This is a genomic window from Stappia sp. (assembly GCF_048261845.1).
Taxonomy (GTDB): domain Bacteria; phylum Pseudomonadota; class Alphaproteobacteria; order Rhizobiales; family Stappiaceae; genus Stappia.
Window position 1 is genome coordinate 1 of record NZ_JBLXFR010000012.1, and the last position, 22,551, is coordinate 22,551.

Annotated in this window: 15 protein-coding genes; 12 read left to right on the forward strand and 3 right to left on the reverse strand. The window is 66.5% G+C overall.

Features of this window, described 5'->3' with window-relative positions; translation table 11 throughout:
- From ACN0T5_RS07235 to ACN0T5_RS07260, 6 genes are all read left to right on the forward strand, one after another.
- Nucleotides 1–6,185: hypothetical protein (locus ACN0T5_RS07235; protein WP_417767953.1), on the forward strand; the 6,185-nt coding region annotated here is incomplete at its 5' end.
- 294 nt (nucleotides 6,186–6,479) lie between these two features.
- Nucleotides 6,480–6,995 (forward strand): phage tail protein, encoded by a 516-nt coding sequence (locus tag ACN0T5_RS07240; RefSeq protein WP_417767954.1) that lies wholly within the window; start codon nucleotides 6,480–6,482, stop codon nucleotides 6,993–6,995.
- A 45-nt stretch (nucleotides 6,996–7,040) separates the two neighbouring features.
- Complete coding sequence (locus tag ACN0T5_RS07245) at nucleotides 7,041–7,559, forward strand: phage tail protein (protein WP_417767955.1); 519 nt, start codon at nucleotides 7,041–7,043, stop codon at nucleotides 7,557–7,559.
- 13 nt (nucleotides 7,560–7,572) lie between these two features.
- Nucleotides 7,573–8,097, forward strand: coding sequence for a phage tail protein (locus ACN0T5_RS07250; RefSeq protein WP_417767956.1), 525 nt, complete (start codon nucleotides 7,573–7,575; stop codon nucleotides 8,095–8,097).
- A 107-nt stretch (nucleotides 8,098–8,204) separates the two neighbouring features.
- Nucleotides 8,205–9,497, forward strand: a complete 1,293-nt coding sequence (locus ACN0T5_RS07255) for a hypothetical protein (protein ID WP_417767957.1) — start codon at nucleotides 8,205–8,207, stop codon at nucleotides 9,495–9,497.
- A gap of 1 nt (nucleotide 9,498) precedes the next feature.
- Nucleotides 9,499–10,053: a GNAT family N-acetyltransferase gene (locus ACN0T5_RS07260; protein ID WP_417767958.1), complete on the forward strand. Its 555-nt coding sequence runs from the start codon at nucleotides 9,499–9,501 to the stop codon at nucleotides 10,051–10,053.
- Between the two features lie 92 nt (nucleotides 10,054–10,145).
- Here the strand turns inward: ACN0T5_RS07260 and ACN0T5_RS07265 are convergent, their stop codons facing one another.
- Entirely contained in the window at nucleotides 10,146–10,448 is a 303-nt protein-coding gene (locus tag ACN0T5_RS07265) for a DUF6916 family protein (RefSeq protein ID WP_417767959.1), read from the reverse strand.
- Nucleotides 10,445–10,963, reverse strand: coding sequence for a hypothetical protein (locus ACN0T5_RS07270; RefSeq protein WP_417767960.1), 519 nt, complete (start codon nucleotides 10,961–10,963; stop codon nucleotides 10,445–10,447). The genes ACN0T5_RS07265 and ACN0T5_RS07270 overlap by 4 nt, the downstream gene beginning before the upstream one ends.
- A 133-nt stretch (nucleotides 10,964–11,096) precedes the next feature.
- Here ACN0T5_RS07270 and ACN0T5_RS07275 point away from each other — a divergent pair, with 133 nt between their 5' ends.
- Nucleotides 11,097–11,873 carry a SapC family protein gene (locus ACN0T5_RS07275; protein WP_417767961.1) on the forward strand — a complete coding sequence of 259 codons (777 nt, stop codon included), beginning with the start codon at nucleotides 11,097–11,099 and terminating at the stop codon, nucleotides 11,871–11,873.
- Between the two features lie 98 nt (nucleotides 11,874–11,971).
- Here the strand turns inward: ACN0T5_RS07275 and ACN0T5_RS07280 are convergent, their stop codons facing one another.
- Nucleotides 11,972–12,520, reverse strand: coding sequence for an invasion associated locus B family protein (locus tag ACN0T5_RS07280; RefSeq protein WP_417767962.1), 549 nt, complete (start codon nucleotides 12,518–12,520; stop codon nucleotides 11,972–11,974).
- A 151-nt stretch (nucleotides 12,521–12,671) separates the two neighbouring features.
- Between ACN0T5_RS07280 and ACN0T5_RS07285 the strand changes: the two genes are divergently transcribed.
- The 5 genes from ACN0T5_RS07285 to ACN0T5_RS07305 all read left to right on the forward strand — a co-directional run bounded on the left by ACN0T5_RS07285 (nucleotide 12,672) and on the right by ACN0T5_RS07305 (nucleotide 22,505).
- Nucleotides 12,672–13,724: a LacI family DNA-binding transcriptional regulator gene (locus ACN0T5_RS07285; protein ID WP_417767963.1), complete on the forward strand. Its 1,053-nt coding sequence runs from the start codon at nucleotides 12,672–12,674 to the stop codon at nucleotides 13,722–13,724.
- Nucleotides 13,725–13,798: 74 nt separating this feature from the next.
- Nucleotides 13,799–17,122 carry an ammonium transporter gene (gene amt, locus ACN0T5_RS07290; RefSeq protein WP_417767964.1) on the forward strand — a complete coding sequence of 1,108 codons (3,324 nt, stop codon included), beginning with the start codon at nucleotides 13,799–13,801 and terminating at the stop codon, nucleotides 17,120–17,122.
- Between the two features lie 96 nt (nucleotides 17,123–17,218).
- Entirely contained in the window at nucleotides 17,219–17,803 is a 585-nt protein-coding gene (locus tag ACN0T5_RS07295; protein ID WP_417767965.1) for a TetR/AcrR family transcriptional regulator, read from the forward strand.
- Nucleotides 17,800–18,987 (forward strand): efflux RND transporter periplasmic adaptor subunit, encoded by a 1,188-nt coding sequence (locus ACN0T5_RS07300; RefSeq protein ID WP_417767966.1) that lies wholly within the window; start codon nucleotides 17,800–17,802, stop codon nucleotides 18,985–18,987. The genes ACN0T5_RS07295 and ACN0T5_RS07300 overlap by 4 nt, the downstream gene beginning before the upstream one ends.
- 362 nt (nucleotides 18,988–19,349) lie before the next feature.
- On the forward strand, nucleotides 19,350–22,505 hold the full coding sequence (locus ACN0T5_RS07305) for a multidrug efflux RND transporter permease subunit (protein ID WP_417767967.1): 3,156 nt from the start codon (nucleotides 19,350–19,352) through the stop codon (nucleotides 22,503–22,505).
- Nucleotides 22,506–22,551: the final 46 nt, after the last annotated feature.

The window sequence follows — 22,551 nt, forward strand, 5'->3', positions numbered from 1 at the left end:
CCACCCAGGCCGGCAGCGTCGCCTCGAGCGGCGCCGGTCCCGGCGGCATCACCTCCTCGGGCGCGACCGGCGCGCATACAGTTTCCTTCACCGGCGCGGTCGATCTCGGCACGACGATCGCGATGGGCAATTCCGGCCTGTTCATCGACAACAACAGCCAGGCGGGCACGTACAGCTTCGCCGACCTCGACATCATCGTCGACGGTGCCTTCGGCGTGGTCTTCCAGTCCGGCGGCACGCTCGGCATCACCACCGGCACGGTCGGCGCCAATGCCAGCCAGGGCATCAACCTTTCCAACACGGCGATCGCCGCCGGCGGCATCAACCTGACCTCGCTGTCCAACACCAATGTGGCGAGCGCGACCGGCATCGGACTGAACAACCTCACCGGCGGCGCCTTCACCGTCTCCGGCACGACGACGGTCTCCGGCACCACCGGCTCGGCCGTGTCGCTCGCCAGCGTCGCCTCAAACGTCAGCCTGGGAACCGTCAATCTGACGCTGACCAGCGGCGACGGCCTCCTGCTCAACGGCAACAGCGGCACCCTGACCACCGGCGACATGACCATCGCCATGGGCACGGGCGGCAACGGCATCCGCGCCACCAATGCCAACGGCGCGATGACGTTCGGCAATGTCGACGTGACAGGCCTTGGCGCCGGCACCGGCCTCAACCTCTCCGGCGGAACCTTCGACGGGCAGATCACCTTCGCGACGCTGGACATCACCGGTACCGGCGTGACCGGCTCCACCGGCATCAACCTGACGGACTACGACAACACGCAGGATGTGGTGACGACCGGGTCCAGCACGATCCAGGGCGTGCAGACCGGCGTCAATCTCACCAATTCCAACATCGCGAACGGTGTCCGTTTCCAGTTCGGCGACGGTTCGGCTCCGGTCGCCAGCACGATCGACACCTCCGGCATTGCCGGCAACTTCGCCATCATCACCACCGGTGCGACCGGCACCGGCGAGTATGATTTCGAGGATGTCGGCTTCGGCACCAGCAACGTGTCGAACCTGCAGGGCGTCAGCTATTTCGTCGTCGTCACGGCCGGCACGTCGGGCGCCGGCACCTTCGACGACCCGGGCACGGCCGCCCAGGCGGAAGCCTCGGGCGCCAGCGTCATCGTGCTGATCGACAGCACCGCCGGCGGGGTGCAGAACACGATCGACCTCGTCGCGCAGGGCGACGGCATTCTCAACCTTGCGGCGGGCCAGGCGCTGATCGGCATGGCCAATGGCGACAGCGTCGACGCCTCGACGCTCGGCATTTCGGCCGGCGGCGCGCCGGCGAGCATCCGTCTCACCGGCATCTCCTCGAGCAGCACGATCACCGCAACAAGCGGCGTCACCACCATCGACAGCGTCATACCGATCCTGACAACATCCGGCGCCAACGACACGGTGGTGCTCGCCGGCACGGCAACGATCCAGAACGTCTTCATCACCAATTCCGGCACGGGCAGCGGCGTTTCGGCAAGCTTCGGCGCGGCCTCGAACGCCATCATCCGCTCCAGCACGATCGGCGGCGGCACCGGCGCCTACGGCATCGACCTTGCCACCACGAACGGTGCCTCGACGGCGGCCTTCTCCAACCTGGTGCTGACCAGCGGCCTGCGCCTCAACGGTACGGGCGGCGGCTCGCTGACGGCGACGGCCACCGGCACCAACACGATCACCAGTTCGCAGACCGAGGCGCTGAGCCTCGACACCGTCGTAGCCGGGGCCGGCGGCCTCACCTTCGACCAGATCACCTCCACCGGCGACACGGCCGGCATGACGCTCGACACGATCTCGGGCACCGGCAGCGTCCTGATCCAGAACGCGGGCTTCAACCGGTCCGGCACGACCACGAACAACGTGATCACCATTGCCGACCAGACCATGACCGGCACGCTGACCATCGCCAACCTGGACGTGGATTCCAGCAACACGCAGAACATCGCCGGTGTGCAGACGACGGGCGCCAGTACCTCGAACATCAACATCGGCACCGGTGCGAACGGCGTGACCATCGACGGCACCCAGTTCGGTCTGCTGTTCAACGGCTCGCACGGCGCAGTGAACGTCGGCACCGCAGGCACGGGCGTGCAGATCGCCAGCCGCGGCGCGGCGATTTCGTTCAACAACAACAGCACCGGCACGTTCGAGGTCGGCCATGCGGGAGCGACATCCACGATTGCCGTCAATGCGGGCAGTTCCCAGGCCTACGGCATCGGATACATGACCTCCGATGCCACGGTCACCGTCACGAACATCGACATCAACGGCACCGGCACGAACTCGCTCTCCAACGGCATCCAACTCGTCGACAATGATGCGGTCGGCTCGTTCACGCTGGCCGGCACCAACACGATAGATGCGACCGGCGGCAACGGTCTCTTTATCCAGGACGTCAATGCCACGATCTCTGGTCTGACGCTCGGCGGCTCGGCGACGGGCTCGGGCGACGACATCACCGGCGCCGGCATCCGGATCATCGGCAGCAATGCTGTCGCCAACACCGTGACGCTGTCCGGCATCACGATGGGTTCGGGCGGCAACGGAGACACCGGCGACATTGCCGGGATCGGCCTCGACATCGATTCCACGGGCACGGGCGTATTGACGGTCAACCTGACAGGCACCAACACGATCCGTTCCACCGGCCAGGCGATGACCGTCAACGAGACCGGGGCCGGAACCGCCAACAACCTGCTTCTCACCGTCAACAACACGACGTTCGAAAGCGTGGCCGCCGGCGTGCCGAGCGTTTCCGTCACCGGCCAGAACGTCTCGACCACGACCAGCAGCATCGGCGTGCGCGGTTTCGCCGGCAACACGGTGATCGGCAACGGCACGGGCGGCGGCATCCTGTTCTCCGGTGTCGATTTCGACGGCAACGGCGCGGGCGGCGCGGTCGCGGGCGGCACGCTCAATGTCGGCCAGGGCACGAGCAGCCGGGTGCAGGGCGACGGCCTGTCCCTGATCGACACGACCGGCGAACTCGGCTTCACCACGCTGAACATCTTCAACAACAACGGCACGGGTCTTGAGGTCGACACCAAGACCAATGGCAACAACACCGTCTTCACGCTGAACGGCGGCGGTTCGGGCACCGTCAACACGACGGGCGGAGCGGCCCTCTTCCTTGACCCGCTGACGATGAACCTCACCTTCGGAACGGTGAGCTCGACCAATTCCGGCGGCTCCGGCGTCTTCATCGACGGCGGCAACGCGACGGCGGCAGGCAACAACGCGCTGACCATCGGCACATTGAACGTCACCGGCTCGACCAATGCCGGCCTCAGGATCACCAATTCGACCGGCACGTTCTCACTCGGCACGACGGTCATCAACAATGCCGGCTCGGCCGGCGGCGGCGTCGACATCGACCTGGGAGCCGGTGACACGGCCACGGTCAACTTCACCGGCGCCCTCAACATCGACACGAATACGGGCACCGGTTTCGACGCAAACGGCACTGCCGGAACCCTGTTGACCGTAAACCTCGCCGGCGGCGGCGCCCGGTCAATCGACACGGCGACCGGCCGCGGGATCGTCATGAACACGGTCGCGGTCGGCGCGAGCGGCGTCTTCTTCAACAATGCGACCGCCACCGGTACCGCGAGCGGCAACTTCATCGACCTTCAGAACGTCTCCGGAGGGGCCTTCCGCGTTGCCACCACCGGTGCCTCCGGCGTCACCGGCACCGGCATCCGGATCAACAACTCGTCCGCGGCCTTCACCTTCAACTCGATCACGCTTGGCGACGCCAGCACGCCGGGTCCGATGACCTACGGCATCGATCTCGACGGCAATTCGGGATCCTTCACCACGACGGCGTCGAACATCATTTACTATGCCCAGACGGCCGGCATCCGGATTGCCAACGCCCAGTCAACATTCGTGGCCGATTTCCAGGGCCAGATGGAAGTCGCCAACCGCAACAACGTCGCCTATACGGCGGGCGGCGACGGCCTGGTGATGACGACCAACAACGCCGGCTCGACCACCACCTTCGGCGGCGGTTTCGTCTTCACGGATTTCCAGCGCAGCCTCGGAGCCGCCGGCGGCCAGGGCATCCTGGTCAATCAGGGTGGCAATCTCACCATTTCCGGCGGCTCGGTCCTTTCCAACAACGCGCTCGGCGACGGCGTCGCCTCGGTCGACATCCGCAACACCGCCACCAACATCACGTTCAACACTTTCAACATCGACACGGACGACGGCGGCGAGAGCGGCGGCGGCATCTATCTGGAGAACAACACCGGCAGCTTCACCGTTCAGGCGGCCACCGGTATCTCGACGCGCAATACGACCGCGGTCTTCGCCAACAATGCCGGTACCCTGTCGATAGGCACGGTGACCGCGGTCGATGTGACGTCCTACGGTGCCGGCGCAATCGACATCACAAACACCGCGCTGAACCTCACCCTCGGCACCGTCATCGCCCCGACCAGCACGGGCCGGGGCATCCGCCTCAACAATGTCTCGGGCACGATGACGACCGGCAACCTCAACCTGTCCAACACGGGCGGCGCAGGCGCGACGATCGACATCTCCAACCTGCAGGCCGGCACCAGCGTGACCTTCGCCGGCACAAGCGCGACCGTCAACGGCGGCGCCAATACCGCCGTCTCGCTAACCAACAACACCGGGTCGACGATCAGCTTCACCAATGGCGGGCTCGACATCGACACCACGTCGGGCGCCGGCTTCGTCGCAACCGGCGGCGGCACGGTGAGCGTCACCGGCACCGGAAATTCCGTGACGACGACGCTAGGCCGGGCGGTGCAGATCGACGGCACGACGCTGGGCGCGGCCGGCGTCACCTTCCAGTCGGTCTCCACCAATGGCGCGAGCAACGCCATCAACCTGCGCAACACCGGCTCGACCGGCTTCTTCTCGATCACCGGCTCGGGCTCGACCGACGGTTCCGGCGGCCTGATCCAGAACATCGGCGGCGCCGACATGCCGGACGAGACGCCGACGGCAAGCGGCATCGGCACGGCGATCTATCTGGAGAATGTCGCCGACATCCGCATCGCCAACCTGCAGGTGCAGAACACGTCCAACTTCGGTGTGCGCGGCTTCGGCGTGAACGGCATCACGATGAACAATGTCGACTTCACCGGCGTCCACGGCAACAATGCCGGCGCCGACGAGGGCGTCTTCTACGTCAACAACCTGACCGGCACGGCGACCTTCACCGGCGGCACCTATCTCGGCGGCATCGAGGATTCGATCAATATCGACAATGACGGCACGAGCGGCACGCTGACGCTGGCCATGTCGGGCATGTCGATCACCACCGGCGACGGCAGCAACGCGTCGCTCGGCAACAACGGCATCACCATCCAGGCGAGCGCGGGCAACGTCAACGGCACGATCAGCGGCAACAGCTTCGTCGCCGCCGTCGCCTCACACCTGCAGCTGGTTTCCTCCGGCACGGCCAATTACGGGTTGACGATCGACAACAACACCTTCACCCGGCACTCCGGCATCGTCGGGAACGGCGGCATCGGCATCCTTGCCGGCACGCAGAGCTCGGGCCTGTTCAACGTCACCATCTCGAACAACAACATGACGCAGCTCCGTTCGCTGAACAACGCCATCGATGTCGGCAGCGTCAACGGATCGGGCACGTTCACCGGCACGGTCGACATGACGATCTCCGGCAACACGATCGGCACGAACGGCAGCAACGGCTCCGGCACGGCCTTCACGGCCATCAGCGTCGACGGCGACGGCGGCGGCTCGTCGATCTACCGGATCACCGGCAACCAGATCTACGATCACAACGAGCGCGGCATCTGGGTGCGCGCGGGCGAAGGCGCCGGCACCAGCCACCAGATGAGCGTGCTGATCGACAACAACCTGGTGCAGGACACGGCCACCGGTTTCGAGTTCGACGGCATCATGGTCGATTCGGGTGCAACCAGCGGCCCGACGCCGACGATCTGCGCGACGATCACCAACAACACCGTGACCGGCAACCATTATGCAGGCCACGGCATCCGGGTGCGGGCGCGCAACAATGGCAACCTGCAGATCGCCAATGGCGCCGGCGGCGCCGCCAGCGAGGCCGGCGTCGAAGCGTATCTGGCCGGTGCCGCGAACAACACGGTCACCCAGACCATCGACGCGGTCGATTCGAGCTCCGGCACGCTCTCCTTCGTCGTCAGCTGCCCGAACTAAGCGGCCCGAACCAGGCGGCCCGAACGCGGCGAGAGGACCGAATGGAAATGCCCGTCACACGGGCGTTTCCGCATTGCCGCGGCAGGGACGCGGCAAACCGGCCACCGGCTGCGTCCGCCGCATGGCGGCACCCCTCCGGGCGCCGCGTCAGCCGACCGGTGTTCACAACCCCTGATCGACATTTTCACGGATAGCGGGCAAGTCCCTTAGGGTCTTTCAATCGCTAATAATCTCGTGCATGATACCGAAGGTTGCCGAGCCGATTATTACACTTTTTTGAAAGTTGGAGGATTCATGTCGGAGCCGTTTCTTGCCGAAGTCCGCATGGTGGGGTTCAATTTCGCCCCGCGCGGCTGGGGGTTCTGCGATGGGCAGATCCTTCCGATCAACCAGAACCAGTCGCTCTATTCCCTGCTCGGCACCACCTATGGCGGCGACGGGCGCACCAGCTTCGCCCTGCCGGACCTGCGCGGCCGCACACCGATCCATGTCGGGCGTTCCGATGGCGGCGCCATCCACACGCTCGGGCAAAAGAGCGGCGAGGAAACCCACACGCTGTCGGCGAACGAGATGCCGCAGCACAAGCACTACGTCCAGGCTGATTCTGCCAGCGGCACGACCCGCTCGCCGACCGGCCATGTCCTCGGCGGCTTTCCCGGCGGCTATGCCGATTACTCCGCCAACTCGGTGACACTGCGGTCCGGCACGCTGACCAATGTCGGCGGCGGCCAGGCGCACGAGAACATGCAGCCCTACCTCGCCGTCAATTTCTGCATCGCATTGCAGGGGCTCTTTCCCTCGCGCAACTGACGCGTTCCTTTCCCGATATTCCTGAAGGCTGGGAGGGCCTTATCCATGTCCGAACCTTTCGTCGGCGAGATCCGCATGTTTGCGGGCAATTTCGCTCCGCGCGGCTGGGCCTTCTGCGACGGCCAGCTTCTGGCAGTCAGCCAGAACGACGCGCTCTTTTCCCTGCTCGGCACCATCTATGGCGGTGACGGGCGCACCACCTTCGGCCTGCCGGACATGCGCGGCCGCCTGCCGATCCATGCCGGCCACGGGCCGGGCCTCAGCGAGCGCCGGCTCGGTGCCAAGGGTGGTGCGGAAGAGGTGACGCTCACCGTCAACCAGATGCCCAGCCACGGCCACCCGCCGCGCGCCGATACCAATATCGGCATCGAGTCCAGTCCGTCCGAGAATGTCACCGCGACATCGACGGCGGTCGACATCTATTTCGACGGCATGGCCGACACCAACCTGAGCCCGGCGGCCGTCACCCATGCCGGCGGCAGCCGCTCGCACACCAACACGATGCCGTTTCTCTGCGTGAATTTCATCATAGCGCTGTACGGCGTCTATCCGAGCCGGCACTGAAGGAGACGATCCCATGTCCGAACCGTTCATTGCCGAGATCCGTATCTTCGCCGGCAATTTCGCACCGCGCAGCTGGGCCTTCTGCGACGGCCAGCTGCTCCCCATATCGCAGAACACGGCCCTGTTCTCGCTGATCGGCACCGTCTATGGCGGCGACGGCCGGTCGACCACCGCCCTGCCCAACATGATGGGCCGCGCGCCGATGCATCCAGGGCGCGGCCCGGGTCTCACCTCGCGGCGGCTCGGCCAGCGCGGCGGCGTCGAGATGGTGACCTTGAGCGAGGCGCAGATGCCCGACCACACGCACACGCTGCGGGCTGTGGGCTCGGATCCCGCCGACGTCACCACGCCGACCCAGAACACCGCCTTCGCCTTTTCGAGCGGCGGCAACGCCTTTTCGCTCAACTCGCCGAACAGCACCATGGCCGAGCAGATGCTTCCCCAGGCCGGCGGCTCGCAGGCGCACAACAACATGCAGCCCTATCTGACGGTCAATTTCATCATCGCGCTGCAGGGTCTCTACCCCTCGCGCGGCTAGTGTTCCGAGAGCGAAGTTCGCCGCATTTCGAACCACGCTCACGGCGAACTTCATATCCGCCACACCGGCTTTCGACATTCTTTTGAACCAATTGCGGGAGCGCCGACATGACAGAGGCAGCCAGGACCGAAGTTGAACTGGAGGACGGTGCCTTCCTTCCAAACCCCATCGCGGAAGGCGAAAGCCGCGAGGTTCCGTTCTTCGAGAACTCGCGCCTCATGGTCATCGGCATCGAGACCGAGGCAGGCAGCCCGCTCGTGTGGAAGGCCCAGGTCGCGCCGAACGGCCCCTGGTCGGAAAAGTGGGTGACGGTGACCCCCGATGCCTATGGCGCACCGCTGGCCTCCGGCACCACGGCTGACGGGCGGGTCGCCATCGTCGCGGTCAGGAGCGGGCAAGCCTCCATCGATTATATCGACGAGGCGGGCGACGGCGCAGGCCCGGTACAAAGCTGGAACGCGGCCGTCTCGCTCGGCCTGCCGCCTGGCGTCACCCGGCTTCATCAGTTGCGGCTGATCGCCGATGCCGAGGGCCGCGTTTCCGTCTTCGCGCTGGCAACCGGCGGCGACCTGTGGTGGATCCGGCAGAACCCGGACCGTATCGTCGAGGAGACGATCCGGATCGTGCCGCCGGGCGCCAGCGAACCGATCACGATCACCGTGCCGATGGCGCAGCCGCCGGAGCAGGTGTGGGGTGCCTGGCAGCAGCTGGGCGGGCAATCAATCGCGCTGATGGAGGTCGCGGCCAATGTCGACGGCCGCATTCTCATCGCCGGTGTCGGCAGCGACCCGAACGACCGCCATCTCTATGTCAACCAGCAGACGGTGGCGCAGACCCTGACGCCGCAGCAATGGACCGGCTGGACGCAGATCGACACCGGCGCCAGCGGCCCGGCAGACAGCCTGCCCTGCCCGGTCCTCGACAAGGAAGGCGCGCTCAACATCTTCATGATCGGAGACGCTTCCGACGTCGTGCAGATCCGCCAGAGCCCGCCGGGATCGCTGACATGGTCGCGCTGGATCCGTCCCGGCATGGTCGGTACAAAGCTCGTCAACCTTGCCGCCGGTTTCGACGCCGACGGCCAAATCATGCTGGTGGCCCAGGACGAGAACCGCGGCCTGCATGCCAACCAGCAGATCGATGCGCTGTTCCAGCAGTGGCGCGGCTGGCAGAAGGTCGGCATCTCCCCCGGCTTCGGTTACGCGGCGATGAACTACAGCTCGGACGGACGTCTGTTCTATTTCCAGCAGACGGGCACCCACGGGGTTGCCTGCCTGCCGGAAGCCGGGCCTGAATCCACGTCCTGGGAGGCCGGTTGGACGACGCTTGCCGACAGCGGCTTCCAGCTTGGCTACACGGTGGTGCGCGACCTGACACCGCCCGAGCAGACGCCGGACTGACATGCCGGACCCCGGGCACACGATACTGGCGGCCGCGAAGGATGCGCGGCCGCTTCCCGTTCTGCCGCGCGCCACCGCACGCGGCCTCGTCCTGCGGCGGATGAACGCCGACGACCTCTCCTTCCTCAGCGATCTGTATGCCTCGACGCGGGTCGGGGAGCTTGCCCCCCTGCCCTGGAGCGCGGAGGAGAAGCGCGCCTTTCTGGAGCAGCAGTTCCGCGCCCAGCACGCCCATTACATGCAGCACTATCCCGATGCCGACTGGCTGGTGATCGAACGAGACGGCCAACCCGTCGGCCGGCTCTATCTGGAGCGCTGGCCGTCGGAGATCCGCATCATCGACATCGCCTTGATGCCGGATGCGCGCGGCGCCGGCCTTGGCCAGGCAGTGCTGGAGGATGTGCAGGCGCTCGCCGCGCGCGAGGAACTCGGGGTCGGCATCCATGTCGAGCACAACAACCCGGCCATGCGCCTTTATCTCCGCCTCGGTTTCTCGAAGCGGGAGGACAAGGGCGTCTACCACCTGATGCGCTGGGATGCGCCAGCGCCCGCATGACGGCCTTGCCTCATGCGGGCGGCCCGGCGCTGTTGTTGCGCCGGCTTACCTTTCACGCGCGCAGATGACCGGGAGCGGCCCGGCTCGCCCGTTCAGTTGAACACCGCCTCGTAAAGCATGCCGTCCTTGTCGGGACCGAGCGGCACCAGAAAGATTTCCGCCTCGCCGTGCCCCTCGACGGCGATATGGTGGGTGGCCTGTTCCACCACCGGCTCGCGAGGTCCGCGAAACACCACCGAGAACGCGCCGCCCGGCCGTTCCGGTCCGCTGACGGCCGTCACTTCGGTGATTGCCAGATCCATGCTTTCGCCGCCTGCCACAAGGCGTATCGGCTTGTCCCTGCAGGCTTCGAAGTCGGCCATGGTCGCCGTCGCAAGGTCGCTCAGTCCGCTCATTCGTCGTTTTCCTTCCTGTCCGTCGTGGCTGTGGCCGTTGGAGAGCCGGCTCGCGTGGCGCCGGCCCGCGCCGGGCGATGCAGCACCCGGGGCACCGGGAACTGGCCGAAGCCGAGATCGATCGCCCGTCCCCGTCGCCCTGTCGGGCGCGTGTCCGCCGGCGCCTGTTCGAGAACGGCGCCGCTGCGAACCGCTTCCAGCGTTCTTTCGACCATCGCCGAAAACCCGCCCTGATTGAGCGCCGCCAGCATGGTCAGCGTGTCGGCCGCGGCATCGCCGAAGAACCAGGCACAATCGGAGAAACGGCAACCGCTCAGCACCGGCAGCACACCGCCATCATAATGCAGATGGCACCGCTCGAAGCTGCAATCGCGAAAGGCACCGCCGTCGAGCAATATCTCCTCGCCGGTGAAACTGACGCCCGCATGCGCGCCGGTGACGCGCGCCTGTCCGGCCACGGCCTGCCCCATCTCGCCTCCCGTCTCCCGCTCTCCGGTGCCGGCTGCCGTTTTCAACCGCCGGTATGCACATTCATCCGCCCGGCCACCCTAGGCAACCCGCCGCTGGAATTGTACAAAAAAGTCGCGTGGCCTGATGCCTTGCCCGATTTCCGCGTATTCATTCAACCGCCCGAAGGACGGATCATAGATGACCAAGACCGACGCCGAGGCCGACAACTCCGCTCCGCGCGCAGCAGCAGGCAGCCCCGCCGCCATGCCGCTGTTCTACAAGCGTCCGGAGGCATTGCGCGCCGACCGGCACGGAGCGCTCGGCGTGACGCTTGCCCCGGACTACGGCTTTGCCGCCGACACCCATGCGGTGCCGGTCAACGCGATCGAGTTCGGCATCGCGGCGCGGCACTACCCGATCGTCTTCGCCGCCGGCACCACACCGCCGGCCGCCGTCGCCGTGCTTGGCCTGCGCCGCAACCGGAACCTGTTCGTCGACGCGGCCGGAGCCTGGGCGGAGGAGATCTACATACCCTCCTACGTCCGGCGCTATCCCTTCGTGCTGGCTCGCAACGACGACGCCAGCGAGTTCGCCCTGTGCATCGACATGGAAAGCGGCAAGATCGGTCCGGATGGAGACATGCCGCTGTTCGAAGGCTCGGAGCCGTCCGAGGCGGTTCGCAAGGCGCTCGACTTCTGCGGCGCCTTCCAGCGCGAGGCGCGCGAGAGCGAGGCGGTCCTGGCCAAGCTTGCCGAACATGACCTGCTTGTCGCCAACGAGGGACGCTTCACGCTTCCCGGTGGCGAGGTCCTGACTGTCAACGACTTCTGCATCGTCGACGAGGCACGCTTCTCGGCCCTTTCCGACGAGGTTTTTCTAGACCTGCGCCGCAGCGGCGCACTGCCGGTGATCTACGCGCACCTGTGGTCGATGCGCAACTGGGCCGACCTGACCCGCCGCACGGCCGCTGCCTGAAGAGTGAACCCTGAAGACTGACAAGGAAAAGGCAGGCTTTCCCGGGAAAGCCTGCCTGCAATCCACGGCAGCAGTGCCGCCTTGCTTCCAGAGCGTCGTCAGCTTCCCAGCTTGGTATAGGCGGCGGTGAACCCGATCAATGTCACCGGCACCGCGAGATCCTGCTGTTGCGCCGTCTTGAAAGCAATGATCAGCCGCTGGCCCTTTTTCAGCGAGGCGAGCAGGTCGTCGCTGATCGCCGTTCCCGCATAGGCACCGTTGGCGTCGCTCGTCTGGATGACCAGCGGCGTCGGCTCGCCGTCGTCGACGCGAATCGCCGCGCCCGCCGGCAGGAACACGCCGTGCGGCAGGGCGAGCACCAGCGCATGGTTGGGCGCGCCCTCGCGCGGCTCGACCACGACGGTCAGCAGCCGCTGGCCGCTGTCCTTCATGACGATGTTCTGCAGCACCCGGCAGCTCTTCGGCGTCTTCTCGGTCGCCTCGCTGCATTGCAGGACCCAGTTTTCGCCGCCCTGGCCCGCGCCCGCACCTTCGGCCGCCTTGTCCTGGGCAAGCGCGGACCCTGATACGGCGAGAGCGGCGGCGAGGATGACGGGTCTCGCAAGAGCGCGCAGGCACCCGGTCGCGAAGGGAAAGGTCTGAAACATGATCGGTTTTCCAGGCAAGGTGTGGACGTTTCAATTTGCGCGCGATCCTAAGTGCCGGGCACCCGCAAGGTCAATGGTCGCGCCCCGCCGACGGCTTCCGGCTTGCCAAATGACGTAAGGGACGGCAAGACAGGGGCGGGAGACCAAGAACATGCCCCGCGTCACCTCACTCGACGTCGCGCGCCGCGCCGGCGTCAGCCAGTCCGCCGTCAGCCGCGCCTTCACTGCGGGCGCCAGCGTCTCCGCGCAGACCCGGGCAAAAGTGATGACGGCGGCCGAGGAGCTCGGTTACCGTCCCAACAAGATCGCCCGTTCGCTGATCACACGGCGCTCAGGCATTGTCGGCATCGTCGCGGCCTATCTCGACAATCCCTACTATCCGGCGATCTTGGAAAAACTGTCGCGACAGCTGCAGGCGCGCGGCTACCACGCGATGATGTTCTTCACCGGCCAGTCCAACGATCCCATGGACGACGTCCTGCGCGAGTTGCTGGAGTACCAGATCGACGGCCTCGTCATGGTATCGGCCGGGCTCAGCTCGGCCTTCGCCGCGCGCTGCAGCGCCGCCGGCATACCCGTTGTCCTGTTCAACCGCACCCTGGACGATGACACCCTGTCGGCGGTGAGCTCCAACAACCGGGCCGGCGGCGGCCAGGTGGCGCGGTTCCTGATGGAGAACGGCCACTCGCGGATCGCCTATCTCGCCGGCTGGCCGGGAAGTTCCACCAACCGGGACCGGCGCGAGGGTTTCATCGAGGAACTGGCGCGCAGCGGACGGACCCTGTTCGCCGAGGAGGTCGGCAATTACGAACGTGAAGCGACCTGCGCCGCGACCCGCCGCCTGTTTTCCAGGCAGAGCCGGCCCGACGCACTGTTCTGCGCCAATGACCACATGGCGGTGGCGGCACTCGACACGCTTCGCCACGAGCTCGGCATCGACGTGCCGGGCGAGGTCTCCGTCGTCGGCTACGACGATGCCCCGATGGCGGACTGGCCCTCCTATGCCCTGACCACGGTCAGCCAACCGGCGGAGGAAATGGTCGGGGCAGCGGTGCGCATCCTGCTTGCCAACATCGAGGCGGGCGCCCCCTCACCCGAACGGGTCATCGTCGACGGAGCCCTGATCCTGCGCAGATCGGCAAGAATTGCGGCGCCGCAACATAGCCAAAACGATCACACCCAAAGAAACGTCCCTCGCGAATAATTGCAGGAACACATGGTGCAACCGGTTTTTAACCGCTGCCTCCTAAGCTCCCGCAAACAAAGGGGACACGGGACATGGCGGCATTGCATTCCGGGCATTGGAAACGCGTTTCGGCACTGATGGTGCCGATGGCGGCCATCCCCGTCCCCGCTTGGGCCTCAGACCTTGCAGGCAACCTCGCATCGTTGCAGCGCACCCTCGATTTCGTCTGGATTCTCGTCGCCGCCGGCCTTGTCCTTTTGATGCAGGTCGGCTTCCTCTTGCTGGAAGCGGGCATGGTCCGTTCCAAGAACTCGATCAATGTGGCGCAGAAGAACCTTCTCGACTTCACCTTCTCGGTGGTCGTCTTCGCCCTTTTCGGCTTCATGTTCGCCTTCGGCGCGTCGGGCGGCTTCGTCGTCGGCCTCGACGCGGAGCTGTTCATGCTCGGCAAGCTTGACGCCTGGGGCTTTGCCTTCTTCGTATTCCAGGTGATGTTCTGCGGCACGGCGGCAACGATCGTGTCCGGCGCGGTGGCGGAGCGAATGCCGCTGGCTGCCTATGTGGCCTGTTCGGTGTTCATCGCCGGCTTCGTCTACCCCGTCTTCGTCCACTGGGCCTGGGGCACGGCACTCAACGAGAACGCCAGCGCCTTCCTCGCCGAGGCCGGCTTCATCGATTTCGCCGGCTCCACCGTCGTGCATGGCACGGGCGCGTGGATCGCGCTCGCCGCCTGTATCGTCATCGGCCCGCGCGTCGGCCGTTTCGACGCCGACGGCCGGCCGGTGCGCTTCAACGGCCACAGCCCGGTGCTGGCCCCCGCCGGCGCGCTGCTGCTCTTCGTCGGCTGGATCGGCTTCAACGGCGGATCGACGCTGGCCGCCTCGCCCGACATCGCCCACGTGATCGCCAACACCGTGCTCGCCGCGGCCACCGGCGCGGCGGCCGGCTACGTCATCGGCTGGCACCGCGAGGGCGTGTTGCTGCCGGAGAAGGCGTTTTCGGGCATGCTCGGCGGTCTCGTCGCCGTCACCGCCGGCTGCATGGTGCTCGAGGCCCGCGGCGCCATGGTGGTCGGCCTTGCCGGCGGCGCGGCGGCGATCTACGGCATCTCATTTCTGGAGCAGCGCCTGCGCATCGACGACGCGGTCGGGGCCATCGGCGTTCACGGCATCGCCGGCGTTGTCGGCACGCTCGGCCTTGCCCTGCTCGCACCGGTGGAGAATCTCGCCGCCGGCACACGGCTTGCGCAACTCGGCGTGCAGGCGGCGGGCGCTGCACTCAACTTCGCCTGGGCCTTCGGCCTCGGCCTCGCCTTCTTCCTGGCCCTGCGGCGGGTGATGTCGGTGCGCGTCTCCGCCGAGGGCGAGGTTCGCGGCCTCAACGAAGCGGAGCACGGGACACGAATCGGTATCGGCCATATCGAGGATGCGGTCGGGCGCCTTGTCGAGGGCAAGGCCGATCTCGACCTGCGCCTTCCGGTCGAGACCGGAGACGAGGCGGAACGCATGACCGTCCTGTTCAACGCGCTGATGGATTCCATCCAGAGCGAGGAGCTTGCGCGCGGCCGCCAGGAGGATGTGCGCCGGACCGAGGAGGAGGCGGAACGCCTGACCGCGCTCGCCAACGCCACGTTCGAGGCGATCGTCATTTCGGTGCACGGCACGATCATCGACGGCAATCACGCGCTGGAACGCCTGATGGGGGCGCCGCTGTCCGAGCTGAAGTCCCGCAACATGCTCGACTTCATCGACCCGGACGACCGGGGCAAGGTCGCCGCCCAGCTTTCGGAAGCCGAAAGCGGCCCCTACGAGCTGCATGTCATCCATTCCGACGGAACCCGGATCCCGGTCGAGGTTCGCGCCCGCGAAATCCTCTACCGCGGCCAGCGAACACGCGTGTCGGCGGCCGTCGACCTGCGCGACCGCAAGAAGGCGGAGCAGCATATCCGTCACCTGGCCCAGCATGATCCGCTGACCGACCTGCCCAACCGTGCCGTCTTCGCCGACCGGCTCGCGACGGTGCTCGGCGCCGCAAGGGCCAGCGATGGCGCCGCCGCGGTGCTGATGATCGATCTCGACCGCTTCAAGGAAATCAACGACGTACACGGCCATCTGGCCGGTGACCGGGTGATCCGCGCCACGGCCGACAGGCTCAAGGCGCTGGTGCCTGAAAGCGACACCGTCTCCCGGCTGGGCGGCGACGAGTTCGCCATCATCCAGCACCAGATCGCCTTCGCCAACCAGGCGGCCGACCTCGCCCACCGGCTGGTCCACGCGCTGTCGCAACCGATCGACTGCGGCAATGGCGTAACGCTCCGCACCGGCGCCAGCATCGGCATCGCCGTCAGTCCGTTGCATGGCGAGGACCCGGAGCTGATCGTCTCACGCGCCGACACCGCGCTCTACAGGGCCAAGAGCCAGGGCCGCAACACCTATTGCGTCTTCGAGGACGGCATGGATGCGGCTCTGCGCAAGCGTCGGCTGCTCGAGGCAGATCTGGCCAAGGCCATAGAGAACGACGAGTTCGAACTCTATCTGCAGCCGCGCCTTTGCATCGCCTCGCAGGCGATCGGCAGCTACGAGGCGCTGATCCGGTGGCATCATCCGGAGAAGGGGCTTATCAGCCCGAGTGACTTCATTCCCGTCGCCGAACAATCCGGACGCATCATCGCCATTGGCGAATGGGTTCTCAGACGCGCCTGCGAGATCGCCCGCCGGCAGCCGGAGATCGCCCGCATCTCGATCAATGTCAGCCCGCTGCAGTTCCGCGAGAAACACTTCCTGGCAACGGTACGCGAGGTGCTGGAGGCAACCGGCCTGCAGGCGAACCGGCTGGAGGTGGAGGTCACCGAGAATGTGCTGATCGACGACGACCGCCGGGCACTGCAGATACTCAAGGCGCTGAAGGCGCTCGGGGTGCGCGTCGCGCTCGACGATTTCGGCACCGGCTATTCCTCGCTCGGCTATCTCAGCCGCTTCCCCTTCGACGTGATCAAGATCGACCGCTCCTTCGTCAAGGCGATGCGCCAGACGGCGAGCGCCCGTCCCATCGTCGAGACGATCGTGCGCCTTGGTGCCGCGCTCGGCATGCGCGTTGTCGCCGAGGGAATCGAGGACGCCGCCGACCTGAGGGTGCTGGTGGAGGAAGGCTGCAACGAGATCCAGGGCTATTTCGTCGGCCGGCCGACCCCGCTCGACGCGCTGCAAACCGAACTCAACGAAGAAACGCGGGCACTGCTTTGCGAACTCAGCCGCCCGGCCGCGGAAGCCGAGCCGGCAACACCGCTCGCCGAGAGCACCGACCGTGCCGTCGCGGCCCTGCGCAGCACCGCCGCGCACATGCGCGATCCCGGCGCCAGGGCGGGGCGGCTGCGCGGCCTGCGCATGCGGTCCGGCCGGCTGCGGCGCGGCAAATAGGGGGTTCGCCGGCTTATTTTGCACCGCAAAAAAATCGTTGCACCGGCGGCGCGGCGATATATATAACCGTTCGGTCGGAAAAATCTCTGGATCCGGATGGGACGCAAGCGCACCATAGAACCCGATACGGTTCTCGATGCTGCCGAGCAGGTCGTGATGCGCGATGGCGCGGCGCGGCTGACGCTGGATGCGGTCGCGTGCGCCGCGGGCATCAGCAAGGCCAGCGTCCTTTACGACTACAAGAACAAGCAGGCCCTGATCCGGGCGGTGGTCGAACGACGGCTGGCCGCGCACCGGGCCTGCGAACGGGATGCGGCGGACGAACTCGGCGATGTGGCGGATGCCGCAATCCGCGCTCGCATATCCGTCGCCTCCCATTCCCTGACCGACGAGGACCGCGCCGTGGCGCTCGGCCTTCTCGCATCGCTCGCCCAGGAGGCGGAGTTGCGCGAACCGATCGCCCGTGCCTATCGCGAGCGCCTCGCCGAAGTCGAGGAGTCGTCGCGCCATCCGCGCGCCGCGCTGCTCGCCTTTCTCGCCCTTGAGGGACTGATGTCCCTGGAGTGGCTTGGCCTGCACACATGGGCGCCCGATGAGCGCGCCCGCCTGATTTCGGAGATCGGCTGGCTGGTGGACCAGAACCCGGAGCCCGCCCCTCTCCCCGAAAGGTCGACGACATGAACCGGAAACTGATCGCCGCATTCCTCGCCGCTGCCCTTCTGGCCGGCTGCAACGAAGTCTCCAGCAAGGGTGAGGCGGGGGCCGCCAAGGCACCGCCCCCCACCGGCGTGAGCTTTGTCGAAGTCGCGGCCGAGACGATCCCGATCACCAACGAACTGCCCGGCCGCATCGCTCCGACGCGGATCGCGGAGGTGCGCCCGCGCGTCTCCGGCATCCTCGTCGAACGCGTCTTCGAGCAGGGTTCGGTGGTGAAGGAAGGCGACGTGCTCTACCGCATCGACCCGCAGACCTTCCGCGTCGAGGTGGAGCGCGCCAAGGCGACGCTCCAGCGCGCCGAGGCCTCCCGGCTCCGGGCCAGCCAGCAGGCGGACCGGCAGAAGGAATTGCGCAACCGCAAGGTGACCAGCGCCCAGGCCCTCGAAACCGCCACCGCAGAGCTTGCGCAGGCCAATGCCGACGTGGCCCTGGCACGTGCCGGTCTCGACGCGGCCGAGCTGAACCTGCAATTCTCCGAGGTTCGCGCGCCGATCACCGGACGCATCGGACGGGCGCTGCTTACCGAGGGTGCGCTGGTCGATCCCTCCCGCGGCGTGCTGGCGACAATCCAGCAGCTCGACCCGGTCTATGCGGACTTCACCCAGTCGGCCAACCAGTTGCTGCGCCTGCGCCGCGCGCTTGATGTCGGCGGGCCGAACGGGCCGAAGTCGGGCGAAGCCTCGGTCCGCCTGTTGCTCGACGACGGCGAGGAATATCCGCATCCCGGCCGCCTGCTGTTCTCCGAGGCCGCTGTCGACGCGACCACCGGCCAGATCACCCTGCGCGGCGAGTTTCCCAACGCGAACGGCGACCTTCTGCCGGGCATGTATGTGCGCGTGCTGCTCGAACAGGGCAAGGAAGAGAACGCCATCGCCGTGCCGCAGCAGGCCGTGCAGCGCAATGCCGGTGGCCAGGCCCAGGTCTATCTGGTCGGCGCCGACGATAAGGCGGAGCTGCGTCCGGTCGAAACGGGCCGCGTCGTCGGCTCGCGCTGGGTCATCACAAGCGGAATCGAACCCGGCGACAAGGTGATCGTCGAGGGCTTCCAGAAGCTGCGCCCCGGCGCGCCGCTCGCCGCCACCCCCTGGGTTGCCGAGGCCAAGACCGCGGAACTCTCCGCCAACCAGGGTCAGGACCCATCAAATTGACGAAAATGGCGTTCGATATGACAAGAGATGCCAGGAAAAGCTCGAAGAGCGGGGTTGGCGCCCCGGTGGAGAGCTTTGACGCGGCAGATCGCCGTCAGATCGAACGTCCTTCGGATCGGGCGGATTTGCACGGGCGCCAGCGTCGCAAACCCTTGAAAGGCATTGGCCTTCCTTCGGTCTTGCTCCTCGTCGCCGCGCAAATTCGCTCCGACCGGTTCCGCCAATTTAATAGGTCCAGACCCTAGAACCCCGGAAGGCTCCCGCCCGCGTTCGCGTGGCCCGAGCCTTTCGCCACGACACAAAGGACCGGATGACGGCGCCACCGCGCCGCCTCCCCTCCCGGTCCAGCAGGATATGATCGCATGCCGTCCTTTTTCATCGACCGGCCGGTCTTTGCCTGGGTCATCGCCATCTTCATCACGCTCGCCGGCGTGATCGCGATCCCCTTCATGCCGGTTGCCCAGTACCCGACCGTCGCCCCGCCGCAGATTTCCGTGCAGACCAACTATCCGGGCGTCTCGCCCGAGGACGCCTATCTGAGCGTCACCCGGCCGATCGAGGAGGAGCTCAACGGCGTCGACGGGCTGATCTATTTCGAGTCGACCTCGGAAAGCTCGGGACGGATCGCGATCACCGCGACCTTCGCGCCCGGCACCGAGATATCGCAGGCCGCCGTCGACGTGCAGAACTCGATCCGCCGTGTCGAGCCGCGCCTGCCGCGCACCGTCACCCAGCAGGGCATCCGCATCGAGCAGGCCGGCGCCGGCTTCCTCATGGTCGTCTCCGTCACTTCCACCGACGGGTCGCTCGACGTGGTCGATCTCGGCGACTACCTGAGCCGGAACGTGCTCGGCGAGATCCGCCGCATCGACGGCGTCGGCAGCGCCCAGATGTTCGCCACCCAGCGCTCGATGCGCGTCTGGATGGACCCGGACAAGATGCTCGGTCTCAACCTGACGGCCAGCGACGTGATCGCCGCGATCCAGGCGCAGAACGCGCAGGTCGCGGCCGGACGCATCGGCGCCCAGCCCAATCCGGTCACCCAGCAGATTTCCGCGACCGTTCTGGTCAAGGGCCAGCTGACCTCGGCCGAGGAGTTCGGCTCCGTCGTGCTGCGCGCCAATCCGGACGGCTCGACCGTGCGACTTTCCGACGTCGCCCGTGTCGAGATCGGCGGCGAGAGCTACAATTTCTCCACCCGCCTGAACGGCCAGCCGAGCGCGGCCATCGGCGTGCAGCTGTCCTCCACCGGCAACGCGCTGGCAACGTCGGAGGCCGTGCGCGCGAAGATGGAGGAACTGGGCCGGTTCTTCCCCGAAGGCATCGCCTACGAAATCCCCTACGACACCTCCCCCTTCGTCGAGGCCTCGATCGAAAAGGTCATCCACACGCTGCTCGAGGCCGTCGGCCTCGTCTTCGTGGTGATGTTCCTGTTCCTGCAGAGTTTCCGTTACACGGTCATTCCCACGCTGGTCGTGCCTGTCGCGCTGCTCGGCACCTGCGCGGTGATGCTCGCCGCCGGCTTCTCGATCAACGTTCTGACCATGTTCGCCATGGTGCTCGCCATCGGCATTCTCGTCGATGACGCCATCGTGGTGGTCGAGAATGTCGAGCGCATCATGGCCGAGGAAGGCCTGTCGCCCCGCGCCGCCACCCGCAAGGCGATGTCGCAGATTTCCGGCGCCATCATCGGCATCACGCTCGTCCTGACCGCCGTCTTCATTCCGATGGCCTTCTTCCCCGGCGCCGTCGGCATCATCTACCAGCAGTTCAGCCTGACCATGGTCGTGTCGATCCTGTTCTCCGGCTTTCTTGCACTGTCCTTCACGCCGGCGCTCTGCGCCAGCATGCTGAAGCCGATCCCGAAGGGGCATCACGAGAAGAAGGGCTTCTTCGGCTGGTTCAATCGCGGCTTCAACCGCACGACGAAGGGCTACAGTTCCACCGTCGGCTGGCTGTCGCGCCGCGCAGGACGGATGATGATCATCTATCTCGCCCTGCTCGTCGGGCTCGGCTGGGCGTTCACCCGGCTGCCCTCCTCCTTCCTTCCGAACGAGGACCAGGGCTTCCTGCTCGTCAACATCCAGGCCCCGCCGGAAGCCAGCGCCAACCGGACGCTGGAGGTGATCCAGCATGTCGAGGAGATCTTCGGCAAGGAAAGCGCCGTCTCGCGCATCGTCGGCATCCTCGGCTTCTCCTTCTCCGGCACCGGCCAGAATGCCGGCCTTGCCTTCGTCACGCTGAAGGACTGGTCCGAACGCGGACCGCAGGATTCGGCCGCCGCCATCGCCGGACGCGGCAACGGCCAGCTGTTCGGGCTGAAGGACGCCATTTCCTTTGCCCTGTCGCCGCCGGCGATCCAGGGCCTGGGCACCTCGAACGGCTTCTCCTTCCGCCTGCAGGACCGCGGCGGACGAGGCACAGAGGCGCTTGGCGCCGCCCGCGACCAGCTGATGGGTGCGGCCGGCCAGAGCCCGGTCATCGCCGGCCTGCGCATCGACGGCCTGCCCGACGCGGCGCAGGTCAATCTGGAGATCGACCGCGAGAAGGCCAATGCGTTCGGCGTCGCCTTCGCCGACATCAACGCCACCATCTCGGCGCATCTGGGCTCGAGCTATGTCAACGACTTCCCCAATTCCGGGCGCATGCAACGGGTCACCGTGCAGGCCGGCGAGAACGCCCGGATGCAGACCGACGACCTGCTGAAACTGACGGTGCGCAACGCCAATGGCGGCATGGTGCCCTTGTCGGCCTTCGCCACCGTCAGCTGGGTCAAGGGTCCCTCGCAGATCGTCGGCTACAACGGCTATCCCTCGATCCGCATCTCCGGTCAGGCCGCCCCCGGCTATTCCTCCGGCGAGGCGATCGCCGAAATGGAGCGCATCGCCGCCTCTCTCCCCGCCGGTTTCGGCTACGAGTGGACCGGCCAGTCGCTGCAGGAGATCCAGTCCGGTTCACAGGCGCCGTTCCTGATCGGTCTGAGCATCCTGTTCGTCTTCCTGCTGCTCGCCGCGCTTTATGAAAGCTGGTCGATCCCCTTCGCCGTGATGCTGGTGGTGCCGCTCGGCGTCATCGGTTCGGTGATCGCGGTGACCTGGCGCGGCATGCCCAACGACGTCTACTTCACCGTCGGCCTGATCGCCATCGTCGGACTGTCCGCCAAGAACGCGATCCTCATCATCGAGTTCGCCAAGGACCTGATGGCGGAAGGGCGCACGATGTTCGAGGCAACGGTCGAGGCGGCGCATCTGCGCTTCCGGCCGATTCTGATGACGTCACTCGCCTTCACCCTCGGCGTGACGCCGCTGGCGGTGGCCACCGGCGCCAGTGCCGGCAGCCAGAACGCCATCGGCACCGGCGTGCTCGGCGGCATGATCTCGGGCACCGTGCTCGCGATCTTCTTCGTGCCGGTCTTCTACGTCTTCGTCATGCGTCTGTTCGTCCGGATCCCGGTCGACGGCAAGCTGAAGCCGCGTATCGACGAAGACGCAGCGGCACCGAAGGCGCCGGCGGAGTAGTCGGCGCTCCCCGGCGGAGGCATGCACAGAAAGACGGGGCTCGGGC

Coding starts and splice junctions, on each gene's coding strand:
- ACN0T5_RS07240 (WP_417767954.1), top strand. CDS start 6,480: ATGTCGGAGCCGTTTCTTGCCGAAGTCCGCATGGTGGGGTTCAATTTC.
- ACN0T5_RS07245 (WP_417767955.1), top strand. CDS start 7,041: ATGTCCGAACCTTTCGTCGGCGAGATCCGCATGTTTGCGGGCAATTTC.
- ACN0T5_RS07250 (WP_417767956.1), top strand. CDS start 7,573: ATGTCCGAACCGTTCATTGCCGAGATCCGTATCTTCGCCGGCAATTTC.
- ACN0T5_RS07255 (WP_417767957.1), top strand. CDS start 8,205: ATGACAGAGGCAGCCAGGACCGAAGTTGAACTGGAGGACGGTGCCTTC.
- ACN0T5_RS07260 (WP_417767958.1), top strand. CDS start 9,499: ATGCCGGACCCCGGGCACACGATACTGGCGGCCGCGAAGGATGCGCGG.
- ACN0T5_RS07265 (WP_417767959.1), bottom strand. CDS start 10,448: ATGAGCGGACTGAGCGACCTTGCGACGGCGACCATGGCCGACTTCGAA.
- ACN0T5_RS07275 (WP_417767961.1), top strand. CDS start 11,097: ATGACCAAGACCGACGCCGAGGCCGACAACTCCGCTCCGCGCGCAGCA.
- ACN0T5_RS07280 (WP_417767962.1), bottom strand. CDS start 12,520: ATGTTTCAGACCTTTCCCTTCGCGACCGGGTGCCTGCGCGCTCTTGCG.
- ACN0T5_RS07285 (WP_417767963.1), top strand. CDS start 12,672: ATGCCCCGCGTCACCTCACTCGACGTCGCGCGCCGCGCCGGCGTCAGC.
- amt (WP_417767964.1), top strand. CDS start 13,799: ATGGCGGCATTGCATTCCGGGCATTGGAAACGCGTTTCGGCACTGATG.
- ACN0T5_RS07295 (WP_417767965.1), top strand. CDS start 17,219: ATGGGACGCAAGCGCACCATAGAACCCGATACGGTTCTCGATGCTGCC.
- ACN0T5_RS07300 (WP_417767966.1), top strand. CDS start 17,800: ATGAACCGGAAACTGATCGCCGCATTCCTCGCCGCTGCCCTTCTGGCC.
- ACN0T5_RS07305 (WP_417767967.1), top strand. CDS start 19,350: ATGCCGTCCTTTTTCATCGACCGGCCGGTCTTTGCCTGGGTCATCGCC.